This window comes from Nonomuraea sp. NPDC003727, from assembly GCF_053586935.1.
Genome location: NZ_JBSFNE010000003.1, coordinates 348,727 through 362,160, shown reverse-complemented (window position 1 = coordinate 362,160; position 13,434 = coordinate 348,727). Strand labels below are relative to the sequence as shown.

The following is a 13,434-nucleotide window of genomic DNA, read 5'->3' as shown; positions in this document are numbered from 1 at the left end:
CATGCCGGTCGATACGTTATGGGGATGGGTGGGGCCGCTCCTGGTCACCGCCTTCGGGGGATTCCTTCGGTTCTTCAGGCTCGGCGAGCCGCACGCGGTCGTCTTCGACGAGACCTTCTACATCAAGGACGCCTACGCGCTGCTGAAATTCGGCGCGGAACGGCTCGCGCTCGGCACCACCGACGACCCGATCGCCGACCGGATGATCCTCAGGGGCGACCTCGACATCTGGAAGACGTGCCCGACCGTCGCGGAATGCGCCGAGTACGTCGCCCACCCCCCGCTCGGCAAGTGGATGATCGCCGTCGGCGAGTGGCTGTTCGGCATGACCCCGTTCGGCTGGCGCTTCGCCGGCGCGGTGGTGGGCACGCTGTCGATCCTGATCATCGCCAGGGTCGCGCGCCGGATGACCCGCTCCACGCTGCTCGGTTGCCTGGCCGGGCTGATGCTGGCGCTCGACGGCCTGACGTTCGTGCTCTCGCGCACCGCGCTGCTCGACATCTTCCTGATGTTCTGGGTGCTGGCCGGGTTCGCCTGCCTGGTGGTCGACAGGGACGCGGCCAGGCAGCGCCTGTCGGCGTGGTACGCGACCTCCCTGCCCACCGCGTTGGGGCCGTCTCTCGGAATCCGGCCCTGGCGGCTGGCCGCCGGCGCCTGCCTGGGAGCCGCGTGCGCGGTCAAGTGGTCCGGGATCTTCTTCCTCATCGCCTTCGCCGCCATGTCGCTGGTGTGGGACGCGGGCGCGCGGCGGGCGCTCGGGCTGCGGCAGCCGTACAGGGGAGTGGTGCTGCGGGACCTGACCGGCGCGCTCGGGGCGCTCGCGCTGCTGCCCGCCGGGGTCTACCTGCTCAGCTGGACCGGCTGGTTCGCGCGGGCGGAAGGCTGGGGGCGCAACTGGGAGCAGGCCACGACGGCGGGCCCGGTCTTCTTCGTCTTCGACTCGCTGCGCTCGTGGCTCGGCTACCAGCTCCAGGTGCTGGGGTACCACACGGGCCTGTCGAAGGAGCACCCGTACATGTCGGAGCCGTGGCAGTGGCCGCTGTTGCAGCGCCCGGTGTCCTTCTACTATCCGAGCGATCCGGCGCCGACCGGCTGCGGCGCCGACAAGTGCTCCTCGGCGGTGCTGGGCGTCGGCACGCCCGCCCTCTGGTACCTGGCCGCGCTCGCGCTGCTGGCGCTCGTCGCGTGGTACGTCTCCTCGCGCGACTGGCGGGCCGGTGCCGTCCTGCTCGGCTACGGCGCGGGCTGGCTGCCCTGGTTCTACTACGCGATCGCCGACAACCGCACGATGTACCTGTTCTACATGGTCCCCGTCGTGCCGTTCATGGTGCTGGCGCTCGTGCTCGTCGCCGGGATCGCGCTGGGCCCGGCGAGCGCGCCGCCGATCAGGCGGGCCGCAGGAGCGGCGGCCGTCGGCGCCTGCGCGCTCGTCGTGCTGATCAACTTCTGGTGGCTCTACCCGATCCTGTCGGCCGAGACGATCACGTTCGCACAGTGGTGGGCTCGGATGCTGATGCGCTCCTGGGTGTGAGCGCGGAGCGGCGCAGCCCGATCCCGTGCCTGAGCGTGATCGCCGCCGCCAGGCACGCCAGCGGTACGGCGGGCAGCAGGTAGCGGTAGTCGAACTCCGCCGTGGCCGCGGGCGCGAGGATCAGCCCGAACGCCCCGAGCCACGGCAGCAGCACGGGCCCGCCCAGCCTCCGCCACCTGACGACCACTCCCGCCAGGCCGATCAGCAGGATGCCGCCGAGCATGACGCCCTGCAGGTAGAACACCTTCTGGTAGGCGCTCATGATGTCGGCCCACGGCTGCACGATCCTGGTCTCGGCCGGCCCCTGCTCGTACATGTAGGCGTCGGTGTCGGCGAACCCGCCCACCGTGTTCCACCTCGGCAGCCGCTGCGGCCGGCCGTTCGCGTCGAGGTCGTAGTAAGGGCGGAACTGGTACATGTTGAAGGTCTTCGAGTCGGGGAAGCGCGGCCTGCCCCAGGTGAAGGCCCGCATGAAGTCGCGAGCCACGACCGCGAGGTAGTCGCCCGGCTGAGACAGGATCGCCCGCTTGGCGAACTCGCTGGCCAGCTCGTTCTTGAAGCCGTCGAACTTCTTGCCCGGCAGCCGGTGCAGCACCTCGTTGCCCGAGCCGTCCTTGCCGCTGCCCGTGCCCCACAGGTACCACTGCGCGTACGGCATCCGCTCGCTGACCGGCTCCTCGATGCACATGAGGGCCAGCGGCAGCTCGCGCGGCAGGTCCAGCTTCATCTTGGTGCAGTCGGCGAAGATCGACGTCCGCATGTACAGGATGAGGCCGTCGCTGTTGGTCATCGCGAACTTGCCGAAGGCGGTGGAGAACCACGTCATGTAGGCCAAGACGGGGATCGCGCAGGCCGTGACCATCGCCACGACCGGCTTCCACCCGCTGCGCTTGACCAGCATGTAGACGACGACCAGGCCGAGGATCGGCAGGCCGATCGAGCGGGTCAGCGCCGTGAGGGCGAGCAGGAACCCGACGACCGCGCCGACCTTCCACGACATGCGCCGGTGCCAGAGGACCAGCGTGATGACGCCCACGACCAGCAGCGTGAACATCGTGTCGGACATCACCAGCTGCTCGAGCTGGATCTGGTAGGCGTCGAACAGCACGGGGACGGCGGCCAGCGTCGCGCCCCACTTGGGCAGCGCGAACTTCCTGCGCAGCAACACGTAGATCAGCACGCCCGTGGCCAGGCCCATGAGGTGCTGGGTGAAGATCACCACGGAGAAGCTGTGGAACGGCCGCAGCAGCATCAGCCAGAAGCTGTAGCCGTCCGGCCGGACCGCGCTCGGCCTCGGGTGCAACGCCACCGAGACGTACTCGTAGGAGTCGTTGAACCACATCGCGGGGCCGTAGCCGAGCATCGCGAAGAGCCGCAGCAACGCGCCCAGCGCGAAGGCGGTGACGAACACGCGGTGTCTGCCCACGTAGGACAGCAAACGAGCCTTTCGCCCCGGGGCGGAAGGCTCGACACGCGTTCTCTCGGCAACGCTCACCATGCTTTGACCTCCACCGCTCCTGTTGCAAAGGACCGGATAGTCCTGTCCGGCGGTAGGCCCAGCATCGACACTGCCGAGCAACCCGATTCTATCATTGGGGTCTTCGCCGAAGATTCTCTCAAAGAATGCCAGCCGTTTCTGGGACTTGACCCGACCACCATGGGGCACAGGGCATGATGGTTGGCTGGAAGCGCTGTGACTGAAGGGTCTGGACGTGGAACTGACGGTGGTCATGCCCTGCCTCAACGAGGCAGAGACCGTGGAAGTCTGCGTACGCAAGGCTATTGCGTGCATGGAGGAGCACGGCATCGAGGGCGAGGTCCTGATCGCCGACAACGGCAGCACGGACGGCTCGCAACAGCTCGCGCGTGACGCGGGTGCCCGCGTGGTCCACGTTGAGGCGAAGGGCTACGGCAACGCGCTCATGGGCGGCATCCGCGCCGCCAGAGGCAAGTACGTCATCATGGGCGACGCCGACGACTCCTACGACTTCACCGCGCTGCTGCCGTTCGTCGAGCAGTTGCGCGACGGGGCCGACCTGGTGATGGGCAACCGCTTCAAGGGCGGCATCGCCCCTGGCGCCATGCCCGCGCTGCACCGCTACCTGGGCAACCCGGTCCTGTCGTTCGTCGGCAGGCTGTTCTTCCCCAGCGCCATCGGCGACTTCCACTGCGGCCTGCGCGGTTTCCGTCGCGACTCGATCCTGCGCCTCGGGCTGCAGACCGGCGGCATGGAGTTCGCCAGCGAGATGGTGGTGAAGTCCACCCTGCAGGGCCTCGACGTGCGCGAGGTGCCCACCACGCTCTCGCCCGACGGCCGCTCCAGGCCCCCGCACCTGCGCTCCTGGCGTGACGGCTGGCGCCACCTGCGCTTCCTGCTGCTGTACAGCCCCAAGTGGCTCTTCTTCATCCCCGGCCTGGTCCTCATGGCGATCGGCCTGGTCGCGGGCGCCGCGTTGACGTTCGGGCCGGTGAAGATCGGCGAGCTCGCCTTCGACGTCGACACGCTGGTCGGCGCGTCCGCCGCGGTGGTGATCGGCTTCCAGGCGGCGCTGTTCGCCCTCTTCACCAAGGTCTATGCGGCCGAGGAGGGATTCCTCCCGGAATCTCCACGCGTCCGCAAACTGATCAGCATCGTGACGCTGGAGAAGGGGCTGGTCGTCGGCGGCCTGCTCGCCCTGGCCGGTCTGGTCGGACTGGTGATGTCGCTGGTCCACTGGCAGGTGCGCAGCTTCGGTGCGCTCGACCCGCGCGAGTCGCTGCGGATCGTCGTCCCCTCGGCCACCGCGCTCATCATGAGCTTCCAGACCATCTTCGCCGCCCTGTTCGTCAGCATCCTGGGCATCAGGCGCACCAAGGAGACGGCCACCGACATCGCCGCCAAGGCGGCCGAAGAGGCGGCCGAGGCCGTCACCAGGGAGCAGTCCTCCGCCCCCCAGGGGTGAAGACCGGCCGGGCGCGGCGCGGCATCCTTCGCGATGCCGCGCAAGACGCTTGGCCCGAGCCTTAGTCTTGGTGTCATGTTCTACGTCTCCACGCCGATCTACTACGTCAACGACGCTCCTCACCTGGGCCACGCCTACACGACCGTCGCGGGCGATGTGCTGACGCGCTGGCACCGCCAGCGTGGCGAGCAGGTGTGGTTCCTGACGGGCACCGACGAGCACGGCCAGAAGATCATGCGCACCGCCGAGGCCAACGGCGTCACGCCGCAGGAGTGGGCCGACAAGCTGGTCGAGGAGGCGTGGAAGCCGCTCTGGCGGCACCTCGAGATCGCCAACGACGACTTCATCCGCACCACGGAGAAGCGCCACACCGAGCGGGTCCAGGAGTTCGTCCAGGACCTCTACGACAAGGGCGAGATCTACAAGGGTGGCTACGAGGGCCCCTACTGCGTCGGCTGCGAGGAGTTCAAGACCCCCGGCGAGCTGCTGGAGGGCGACCTCTGCCCGATACACAAGCGTCCGGTCGAGTGGCTGCGCGAGGACAACTACTTCTTCAAGCTCTCCGAGTACGGCGAGCGCCTCCTCGACTTCTACGAGGCCAACCCCGGCTTCATCCAGCCCGCCTCGGCGCGCAACGAGGTCGTGCAGTTCGTCCGGCAGGGCCTGCAGGACCTGTCCATCTCCCGCTCCACCTTCGACTGGGGCATCCCGATCCCGTGGGACGACAAGCACGTCATCTACGTGTGGGTCGACGCCCTGCTCAACTACGCCACCGCGGTCGGCTACGGCTCCGACCCCGCGCGCTTCGAGCAGATCTGGCCGGCCAACGTCCACCTGGTGGGCAAGGACATCCTCCGCTTCCACGCGGTCATCTGGCCCGCCATGCTGATGGCCAACGGGCTGCCGGTGCCCGGCAAGGTCTTCGCCAACGGCTGGCTCATGGTCGGCGGCGAGAAGATGAGCAAGTCCAACCTGACCGGCATCTCGCCGCAGCAGCTCACCGCGCACTTCGGCGTCGACGCCTACCGCTACTACTTCCTGCGGGCCATCCCGTTCGGCCAGGACGGCTCGTTCTCGTGGGAGGACTTCGCCGCCCGCTACACCTCCGAGCTGGCCAACGACTTCGGCAACCTGGCCTCCAGGGTGGCGGCCATGGTCGGCAAGTACTTCGACGGCGAGCTGCCCGCGGCCGCCGTCCGGGAGGAGGCCGTCGCGGCCGCGCTGGCCGAGGCCGTCGCCAAGGCCGACAAGGCGATCGGCGACGACCTCGACTTCGTCGGTGGTCTCGGCGCGATCTTCGACTTCGTGCGGCTGGTCAACGGCTACCTCAGCGAGCAGGAGCCGTGGAAGGTGGCCAAGGACACCTCGGACGAGGGCCGCGCCAAGCTGGCGACGATCCTCTACACCGCGGCCGAGTCGCTGCGCGCGGTGGCGGTGCTGCTCAACCCGGTGATGCCGGCCACGGCGGAGAAGCTGTGGGCGTCGCTGGGCGCCGAGGAGCACCTGGGGGCGCTGGCGGAGCAGCGCGTGAGCGAGGCCGGGCAGTGGGGCAGGCTGCCCGCGGGCGCGCGGATCGTGAAGGGTGAGATCCTCTTCCCGCGCCTGGAGAGCGCGGAGTAGGTAGCGCCGTCCCCGCCCTCCGCGATCACGCGGAGGGCGCTCGGCTGCTCAGCCCTCGTCGCGGAGCACGAGCATGATGTGGTCGTGCTCGCCGTACCGGACCGTCTCGGTGCGCTGGAAACCGTGCTTCTCCAGTAACCGCACCGAGCCGGTGTTGCCGGCGAAGGGGTCGGCGTGGAGCGGACGGGTCCGCTCCTGCCGCAGGAAGAGGCCCAGCGCCGCCGTGCCGATGCCCCGGCCCCAGTACTCCCGGCCCAGCCAGTAGCCGATGAAGCGCCGGTCGTCGTGCCACCAGGCCACGAGGTTGCCCGCGACCACGCCGTTCACTGTGACCGCCTGGACGTACACGGTGGGATCCGCGAGGATCCGCGTGGTCCAGTGGGTCATGAAGGCCTCCCGCTCCCGGGGGGCGAAGTTGGACCGCCGGGTGGCCTCCGGGTCCTGTTCCTGCTGGAAGAACAGCTCCAGGTCGGTTTCCTCGACATCCCGCAGCCGCACATCGTCGCTCATGCGCAAGGAGTCTGGCACCGGGCACCGACAAACCAGGGGCCGGCCACGTGACCTCACCCGTCGTCGGCCAGGATCTCCAGCCAGATGTCGGCATGGCAGGGCTCGTCCGGTTTGCACCAGCAGGCGAGGTCGTGGCCTGCCAGCTCGCGGCGGGCCTGTTCGACCAGCTCCGGGTGCTCGTCGAGGTAGCGGCGGAACAGCCGGAGAGCCTCTTCCCGCCCGCGGTTCTTGATGGGGTACGGATTGCGGTAGGGGCTGGCGGGCAGGCCCGGACACGCCCGCCCGACGTAGACGGCGCCGGGCGGGACGTGTCCGTGGTAGAGGTCGCCGATGACCTTCACCCTCCGGGGCGTCATGCCATCCATTCTTCCCTCAGGACGACGAGGGCGTTCCCTCAGGACGACGAGGGCCTTCCCTCGGAACGACGAGGGCCTTCCCTCGGAACGACGAGGGCCTTCCTCGGGACGACGAGAGGCGGCGGAGGGCTCGGCCGTCGAGCCGCACGACCGGGCGCGGATGTCCCGCCTCTCGGCGGCCGGCGCGCCGGGTCAGGTGCGCCAGATGACGACGAGGGCGGAGTCGTCCTCGCGGTTGCGGACGGTCTTGACCAGCGTGGCGGTCTCGCCGAAGCCTTCCCGCACGAGGGAGTGGGCCGCGCCGAGGATCCGGTCGAGGCCGGTGTCGGGGTCGGCGCGCGGTCCCCAGAGGCCGTTGGTGAACAGCATGAGCGCATCGCCCTTGCCGAGCGTGCCCTCCGCCCCGGCCCGCGCCGGGTTGTCCACCACGCCGAGGGCGACGCCCTGCGCGGCGGCGGGCTGCCAGGTGCCGCTGCCGCCGAAGTACTGGGCGGCGGGCGGGTGGCCCGCGCAGGTGACGGTGTAGGCGCCGCTCTTCAGGTCGAGGTCCAGGTGGACGGCGGTGACGAGGCGTTCTCCGCCCTTGCGGGCCAGGTAGTCGTCGCAGGCGGGCAGGAAGCGTGCGGCAGGCACGGTGCTCAGCAGCCCGCCGAAGGTGCCCGACAGCATCAGCGCGTGGGCGGCGGCGTCGTTGCCCTTGCCCGACACGTCGACGAGGGCGAGCTGGAGGCGGGAGTCCTCCAGGTGCGAGACGAGGAAGTCGCCGCCGAACAGGGCGCCGGGCGCGGCCTGCAGGGCGACCTTGCGGCCCCATCCGCGGGGCAGCGGCGGGATCTGGTTGATCGCCCTGAGCTGCGCTTTCAGCTGGATGAGCGCGTGGTCGCCGCGCAGGCCGTGGATGCCGACGCCGTCGCGCGTGTAGGCCAGGAACACGGCGAGGACGGCCACCGCCGCCAGGATGACCAGCTGCGCGATCTCCACCTTGACGGTCAGCGTGACGAGGGCGGAGACGGCCGAGGCCGTCAGGACGACGGCCAGGGCGGGCAGCCTGAGCTGGAGCCCGCCGAGAAGGATGATCGGGGCGAGCATGATCGGTGGCGCCCAGGCGACGCCGAAGGCGACCGCGAGCGGCCCGACGGCGAGGGCGGTGAGGGTGAGCACGGTCAGCAGCAGGCGGTGCCGTCGCATGCCCAGGGAGGGAGTGGTGTAGGTGGTGACCGCGGGAGGGCGCCCCTCGCCCGTGGAGAACTCCATCACCTTGTCGCCGGGTGACCAGACGCTGCGGACGGCTTCTACCACGGACATGACACTCCCGCCTGTGTGCAGGTGTCCGAGTTTAGCGAGGGGAGGCCCGGCATCCAGGGCGTCTTGCCATACACCTGCGGGCCGTATACCCGGGACGGTCCCGGTACCTTGGGGTGGGTGAGCAAGCTTCCCGCCGCGCCTGAGCCGCTGGCCACGCCCGTCTTCGACAGCCACTGCCATCTCGACATCATGGTGGGCAACCGGCAGGCCTCCTCCGGCGATCCGGTGGCCCAGGCCGCGCAGGCGGCCTCCGCCAGCGTGGAGAGCATCCTGGCCGACGCGCGCGCGGTGGGTGTGCGCACGCTCGTGACGATCGGCTACGACCTGCCGTCCTCGGTGTGGGGCGCACGGGTGGCGGCCGCCCACGCCGATGTCTACGCGGGCGTGGCGATCCACCCGAACGAGGCGCACGCCGCCACGCCGGAGGTGCTGGCCGAGATCGAGGCGCTGGCGGGTGAGCCCGACGTGCGGGCGGTCGGTGAGACGGGGCTCGACTACTTCCGCGACTGGGCGTCCAAGGACGACCAGCACGCCGGCTTCCGCGCGCACATCGAGATCGCCAAGCGGACCGGCAAGGCGCTGGTCATCCACGACCGCGACGCCCATGACGACGTGCTGAAGGTGCTCGCGGCGGAGGGGGCGCCCGACCGGGTGGTCTTCCACAGCTACTCCGGCGACGCCGAAATGGCCAAAAAGTGCGTCGAAGCCGGATATTTCATGTCGTTTTCCGGTCCGGTGACGTACAAGAACGCCGGCTACCTGCGGGAGGCGGCCAGGGTGGCGCCCAAGGAGCTGATCCTGGTGGAGACCGACGCGCCGTACCTGCCGCCGGTGCCGCACCGCGGCAAGCCCAACGCCCCTTACCTCATCCCGCTCACCCTGCGCTGCCTGGCCGAGGTCAAGGACATGCCGGTGGACGATCTGTGCGCGGCCGTGAACGCCAACGGAGAGGCTGCCTTCGGCGTGTTCCGATGATCTCCGCCTCTGCTCGGTCGGCCTCGCGCGGGTGATGGCTGGAGGACGACGACGCGATCCCCAGCCGGCAGGGGCAGTGGCCGCACCGCGGCGCCGGGCTGTTCGACCGGCCGGCTCAGCCCGCCGCCGACGCGCCGAACTCGACACCCTCCGGCGGCGCGAGCACCTGGACGGTGTCCTCGTTGCGCCCCGCGAGGCCCGCCACGCCGTACGGCGGAGCGTCGGGCGCCCCGGCGACCAGGCGGTTGCCCGTGAAGGCCACCGACCAGCCGAACCGGCCGCCTCGCGGGGAGACCACCCGGCGCTCCTCGGTGCCGTCCTTGGCCGACAGGATCACCACCGCTCCCGTGCCGCCCTCGTCGGGGGCGCCGACCGCGAGCCTGCCGTCCTTGGAACCGGCCAGCGAGAACCCGAAGGTGCCCGTGCCCGTCACCTTCTTGACCGGCTTGGCCGCGGCGTCGAGCAACTGCACGAAGCCGCCCTGCGGCGCGCTCGCCGCGATGCCCGCGCCCTCGGCGTAGGCCACCGCGTAGCCGAACCTGTCGCCCGCCTTCCGGTCGGGCGGCTCCCACCTGACACCCGACAGCTTCTGCGCGGTCACGTCGGCGATGAGGACCACCGAGCCCGAGTCGAGCTTTCCCTGACCGTTCTGGACGCCCGCGCCGTCGTCGTTCTCGTACGGCGCGCCCACGATCAGGCTGTTGTCCTTGCCGAAGGCCAGCGCCCAGCCGAACTGGTCGCCCACCTCGGGGCTCCCCGGCACCTCAGGGGGCGCCTGGTCGATCTTGCGCAGCGTGCTCTCGCCCTGCCCGACGTAGAGGGAGCCCGTGTCGGCCAGATCGCCCGTGTCCTCGTACGGCGCGCCCACGGCGATCAGCGCGCCCTTGGCTGCCACCGACCAGCCGAAATGCGCGTCCGCCTGCGGCTCGGGGGACACCAGCGTCTTCCAGGTGCCCCTGGACAGCAGGTAGGCGACCCCCGCGTCGGCCAGCCCCTCCACGTCGGTGTACGGCGCACCGACCAGCAGATCGGTACAGCCGTCGCCGTCGACCTCGCCCAACGCCACCGACCAGCCGAACCCGTCGTTCTCCTGGAGGGCGGGCGGCTTGACGGGCACCACCTTGCCGTTGGAGATGAGGTGGACCGAGCCCGGCCCGTCGAACGGGTCGCCCACCGCCGCGTCGCCCGTGCAGGCCATCGCCGACGAGGCGACCGCGCCACCGTTTCCCGAGGTCAGACCGGCTGCGAGGAGGACGGCGGCCAGGAGTACGCGGGTCATGACAGCCGCACCTCGATCTCCTTCCCGCCCTGCAGCATGGTGCCCGACAGCACGGCCGGCAGACGCTGCGGCGGCAGGTCGAACACGAACGTCCCGTCGATGCGCCCGCCCGCCGGGATGGACTGGGGAACCGCGCTGGACAGGCTGGTGGCCTGGTGGCGGGCGCCCCGGTCGTCGAGCAGGGTGACGGACGGCGTGCCGACGGCGCGTGCCGTACCACCGGGATTCACCAACGTCCACTTGACCACGCAGAACCGGCCGGTGACGGGCCGGCTGCCGCCGTAGTCGGCGAGCCCGCAGGCGGGCCGCTGGGAGACGATCAGCTGCGGATCGTCGAACCCGGTGCCGAGCGTGAACCGCTTGCCGACGTCGGTGGGCGCCGTCGCCCGGGAGGCGACGGACCCCTCGGTCGGCCGGTCCACCGGCGAGGGCGACGAGCCGCTGGCGATCAGGATCGCGATGGTGGTCACCAGCGCCACCCCCGCCGCGACCGCGGCGACCAGCCAGCGCTTGGTCGTCGGCTTGCCGCCTTCCGCGGCGACCGGGACCGGCTTGGCCGGCACCTCGGTGAACGGCTGCGCGGCGAACGTCGTCGACAGCACCTCGGTGGCGTCGGGCTCGTTGACGACGTTCGGCGGGGGCCGCCACGCCTGGCCGAGGAGCTCTCCGGCGACCACCGTGGGCGGGTCGGCGCTGGGGACGCGCCCGCCGACCAGCGCGATCAGCAGGTCCTGGGCGGTCGGCCGCTGGAGCGGGTCCATCGCGGTGGCCTGCCGTACCAGGTCGTTGAGCGGTGCCGGCAGCGCCCCCAGGTCCGGCGCCTGGTGCAGCACCCTGGTCGCCAGCGTGATGGCGTCGCCGCGCCCGAAAGGGTGGCGGCCGTTGCCCGCGAACGCCACCAGGCAGCCCCAGGCGAAGATGTCGGCCGCGGGCGTCACCTGCTGCCCGCGCACCTGCTCGGGCGCCCACCAGCCAGGGCTGCCCAGCAGCTCGCCCGACAACGTGAAGTTGCTCTCACGGTCGAGGGCGCGCGAGATGCCGAAGTCGATCACCCTGGGCCCCGACATCGACAGGATCACGTTGGCCGGTTTCAGGTCACGGTGCACCAGCCCCGCCACGTGGATCGCGGCGAGCGCCGCCGCCACCCCCAGCGCCACGCCGTGCAGCGCGCCCGGCTCCAGCGCGCCGTACTTGGTGATCTGGTCCGACAGCGGCACGCCCGAGATGTACTCGGTCACCAGATACGGCCTGCCCACGCCGTCGTTGCCGTTGTCGAGCACCTGCGCGGTGCAGAACGACGCCACCCTGCGCGCGTTGTCGACCTCCGCGTGGAACCGCGCGTTGAAGCCCTCCTGGTGGGCGAATTCGGTCTTCACCACCTTGACCGCGACCGGCCGCCCTGTTGGTGCGATCGCCAGGAAAACCGTTCCCATGCCGCCTTCGCCGAGCCGCCCGAGCAGGCGGTATGGACCGATCTCACGCGCGTCTGCCGGACGCAGTGGAGTGGCGCCCGTCGGCTCCATCAGGGACGTCCCTTCGTCGTTCATCCCATCCTCCTCCTCCTGCCGGGTTCTTCGTAGCGTCGGGAATGCTGGAGACTGAATGTGTGACATGGGGAGTGCCATTGTGAGCCTGCTAGGCCCGGTAGAAATACGTAATTTGGCCGACAAGCTGGACCTTCGTCCGACCAAGAAGTTCGGCCAGAACTTCGTGATCGACGGCGGCACGGTCCGGCGGATCGTGCGCACGGCCGGGCTGTCGCCCGACGACGTGGTGATCGAGGTCGGCCCTGGGCTCGGCTCGCTCACCCTCGCGCTGCTGCCCGAGGCCGCCCACGTCGTCGCCGTGGAGATCGACCCCGTCCTGGCCACCCAGCTTCCGCTGACCGTCGACACACGCGGCCTCGGCGACAAGCTGACCGTCGTCCAGGCCGACGCGCTGAAGGTCGGCCTGGACGACTTCGGCGGGCACGTCCCGACGGCCCTGGTCGCCAACCTGCCCTACAACGTCTCGGTGCCCGTGGTGCTCCACCTGCTGGAGGCGCTGCCCTCGCTGCGCAAGGGCCTGGTCATGGTGCAGGCCGAGGTCGCCGACCGGCTCGCCGCCCCGCCCGGCTCCAAGGTGTACGGCGTGCCGTCCGCCAAGGCCGCCTGGTACGCCGACGTGCGCAGAGCCGGGCCCGTCGGCCGGACGGTGTTCTGGCCGGTGCCGAACGTCGACTCCGGCCTGGTCTCCCTGGAACGGCGCGACCCGCCCGCCACGTCGGCGACCCGCGCACAGGTCTTCTCCGTGGTCGACGCCGCCTTCGCACAGCGGCGCAAGACGCTCAGGGCCGCGCTGGCCGCGCTGTTCGGTACGGCGGCGCGGGCGGAGGAGGCGCTGCGGGCGGCGGGGGTGGAACCTTCGACACGGGGCGAGCAACTGGACATCGTGGCCTTCGCCCGGATCGCGGAACACCTGACGGGGTGAGGTTCGGCTTCCGTCTCTTCGCGTCGGCGTGCGTTCTCGCCCGGGGTGCGGGCTCCTGATCGGGCTGCGGGCTGTTGGTCGGGGCAGGGTCTGTTGGTCGGGCTGCGGGCTGTTGGTCGGGGCAGGGTCTGTTGGTCGGGCTGCGGGCTGTTGGTCGGGGCAGGGTCTGTTGGTCGGGGCCGCGGTCTGTTGGTCGAGCCGCGGTCTGTTGGTCGAGCCGCGGTCTGTTGGCCGGGGCGTAGATCCTTGGGGCGGGGCGGGGCGGGCCGTCGGTCGGGCCACGGTCTGGGCGCGGGCCGTCGGTCGGGTTGCCGGCCGTCGGTTGGGATGCTCCGGTCCGGGCGCGGCCCTCGGCCAGGGTGCGGTTGCCTGGTGTGTGGGTCACGTTGGGGTGTGCCTCCGCCTGTAGGCGTGGGTCGGCTCGGGGTGGATCGCCTCGGGGTGGGT

11 protein-coding genes are annotated in these 13,434 nt (G+C 70.7%); 5 read left to right on the top strand and 6 right to left on the bottom strand.

Annotation, left to right across the window (positions count from 1 at the left end; translation table 11 throughout):
* The first annotated feature begins 1 nt into the window (after position 1).
* Positions 2-1,531 carry a dolichyl-phosphate-mannose--protein mannosyltransferase gene (locus ACWDLG_RS10420; protein ID WP_449918159.1) on the top strand — a complete coding sequence of 510 codons (1,530 nt, stop codon included), beginning with the start codon at positions 2-4 and terminating at the stop codon, positions 1,529-1,531.
* Here ACWDLG_RS10420 and ACWDLG_RS10415 read toward each other — a convergent pair.
* Entirely contained in the window at positions 1,482-2,957 is a 1,476-nt protein-coding gene (locus tag ACWDLG_RS10415) for a hypothetical protein (RefSeq protein ID WP_449918156.1), read from the bottom strand. The genes ACWDLG_RS10420 and ACWDLG_RS10415 overlap by 50 nt on opposite strands.
* A gap of 286 nt (positions 2,958-3,243) precedes the next feature.
* Here ACWDLG_RS10415 and ACWDLG_RS10410 point away from each other — a divergent pair, with 286 nt between their 5' ends.
* Positions 3,244-4,473: a glycosyltransferase family 2 protein gene (locus tag ACWDLG_RS10410; protein ID WP_449918154.1), complete on the top strand. Its 1,230-nt coding sequence runs from the start codon at positions 3,244-3,246 to the stop codon at positions 4,471-4,473.
* Between the two features lie 75 nt (positions 4,474-4,548).
* On the top strand, positions 4,549-6,093 hold the full coding sequence (gene metG, locus ACWDLG_RS10405; protein ID WP_449918151.1) for a methionine--tRNA ligase: 1,545 nt from the start codon (positions 4,549-4,551) through the stop codon (positions 6,091-6,093).
* Positions 6,094-6,141: 48 nt separating this feature from the next.
* On the opposite strand, the gene ACWDLG_RS10400 is transcribed toward metG, so the two are convergent.
* The 3 genes from ACWDLG_RS10400 to ACWDLG_RS10390 form a co-directional block, all read right to left on the bottom strand.
* Positions 6,142-6,603 carry a GNAT family N-acetyltransferase gene (locus tag ACWDLG_RS10400; RefSeq protein WP_449918149.1) on the bottom strand — a complete coding sequence of 154 codons (462 nt, stop codon included), beginning with the start codon at positions 6,601-6,603 and terminating at the stop codon, positions 6,142-6,144.
* A 53-nt stretch (positions 6,604-6,656) separates the two neighbouring features.
* Positions 6,657-6,959, bottom strand: coding sequence for a DUF4326 domain-containing protein (locus tag ACWDLG_RS10395; RefSeq protein ID WP_449918146.1), 303 nt, complete (start codon positions 6,957-6,959; stop codon positions 6,657-6,659).
* Positions 6,960-7,151: 192 nt separating this feature from the next.
* Entirely contained in the window at positions 7,152-8,264 is a 1,113-nt protein-coding gene (locus ACWDLG_RS10390) for a PP2C family protein-serine/threonine phosphatase (RefSeq protein ID WP_354905441.1), read from the bottom strand.
* 117 nt (positions 8,265-8,381) lie between these two features.
* Here ACWDLG_RS10390 and ACWDLG_RS10385 point away from each other — a divergent pair, with 117 nt between their 5' ends.
* Complete coding sequence (locus tag ACWDLG_RS10385) at positions 8,382-9,239, top strand: TatD family hydrolase (RefSeq protein WP_449918144.1); 858 nt, start codon at positions 8,382-8,384, stop codon at positions 9,237-9,239.
* 115 nt (positions 9,240-9,354) lie between these two features.
* Here the strand turns inward: ACWDLG_RS10385 and ACWDLG_RS10380 are convergent, their stop codons facing one another.
* Both ACWDLG_RS10380 and ACWDLG_RS10375 read right to left on the bottom strand, forming a co-directional pair.
* Positions 9,355-10,518 (bottom strand): hypothetical protein, encoded by a 1,164-nt coding sequence (locus ACWDLG_RS10380; protein WP_449918142.1) that lies wholly within the window; start codon positions 10,516-10,518, stop codon positions 9,355-9,357.
* Positions 10,515-12,065, bottom strand: coding sequence for a serine/threonine-protein kinase (locus tag ACWDLG_RS10375; RefSeq protein ID WP_449918139.1), 1,551 nt, complete (start codon positions 12,063-12,065; stop codon positions 10,515-10,517). Before ACWDLG_RS10375 ends, ACWDLG_RS10380 begins: the two co-directional genes overlap by 4 nt.
* Before the next feature lie 55 nt (positions 12,066-12,120).
* Between ACWDLG_RS10375 and rsmA the strand changes: the two genes are divergently transcribed.
* Positions 12,121-12,987, top strand: coding sequence for a 16S rRNA (adenine(1518)-N(6)/adenine(1519)-N(6))-dimethyltransferase RsmA (gene rsmA, locus ACWDLG_RS10370; protein WP_449918136.1), 867 nt, complete (start codon positions 12,121-12,123; stop codon positions 12,985-12,987).
* Positions 12,988-13,434 lie beyond the last annotated feature (447 nt).

Coding starts and splice junctions, on each gene's coding strand:
- ACWDLG_RS10380 (WP_449918142.1), bottom strand. CDS start 10,518: ATGACCCGCGTACTCCTGGCCGCCGTCCTCCTCGCAGCCGGTCTGACC.
- ACWDLG_RS10420 (WP_449918159.1), top strand. CDS start 2: ATGCCGGTCGATACGTTATGGGGATGGGTGGGGCCGCTCCTGGTCACC.
- rsmA (WP_449918136.1), top strand. CDS start 12,121: ATGTGTGACATGGGGAGTGCCATTGTGAGCCTGCTAGGCCCGGTAGAA.
- ACWDLG_RS10395 (WP_449918146.1), bottom strand. CDS start 6,959: ATGACGCCCCGGAGGGTGAAGGTCATCGGCGACCTCTACCACGGACAC.
- metG (WP_449918151.1), top strand. CDS start 4,549: ATGTTCTACGTCTCCACGCCGATCTACTACGTCAACGACGCTCCTCAC.
- ACWDLG_RS10375 (WP_449918139.1), bottom strand. CDS start 12,065: ATGAACGACGAAGGGACGTCCCTGATGGAGCCGACGGGCGCCACTCCA.
- ACWDLG_RS10390 (WP_354905441.1), bottom strand. CDS start 8,264: ATGTCCGTGGTAGAAGCCGTCCGCAGCGTCTGGTCACCCGGCGACAAG.
- ACWDLG_RS10400 (WP_449918149.1), bottom strand. CDS start 6,603: ATGAGCGACGATGTGCGGCTGCGGGATGTCGAGGAAACCGACCTGGAG.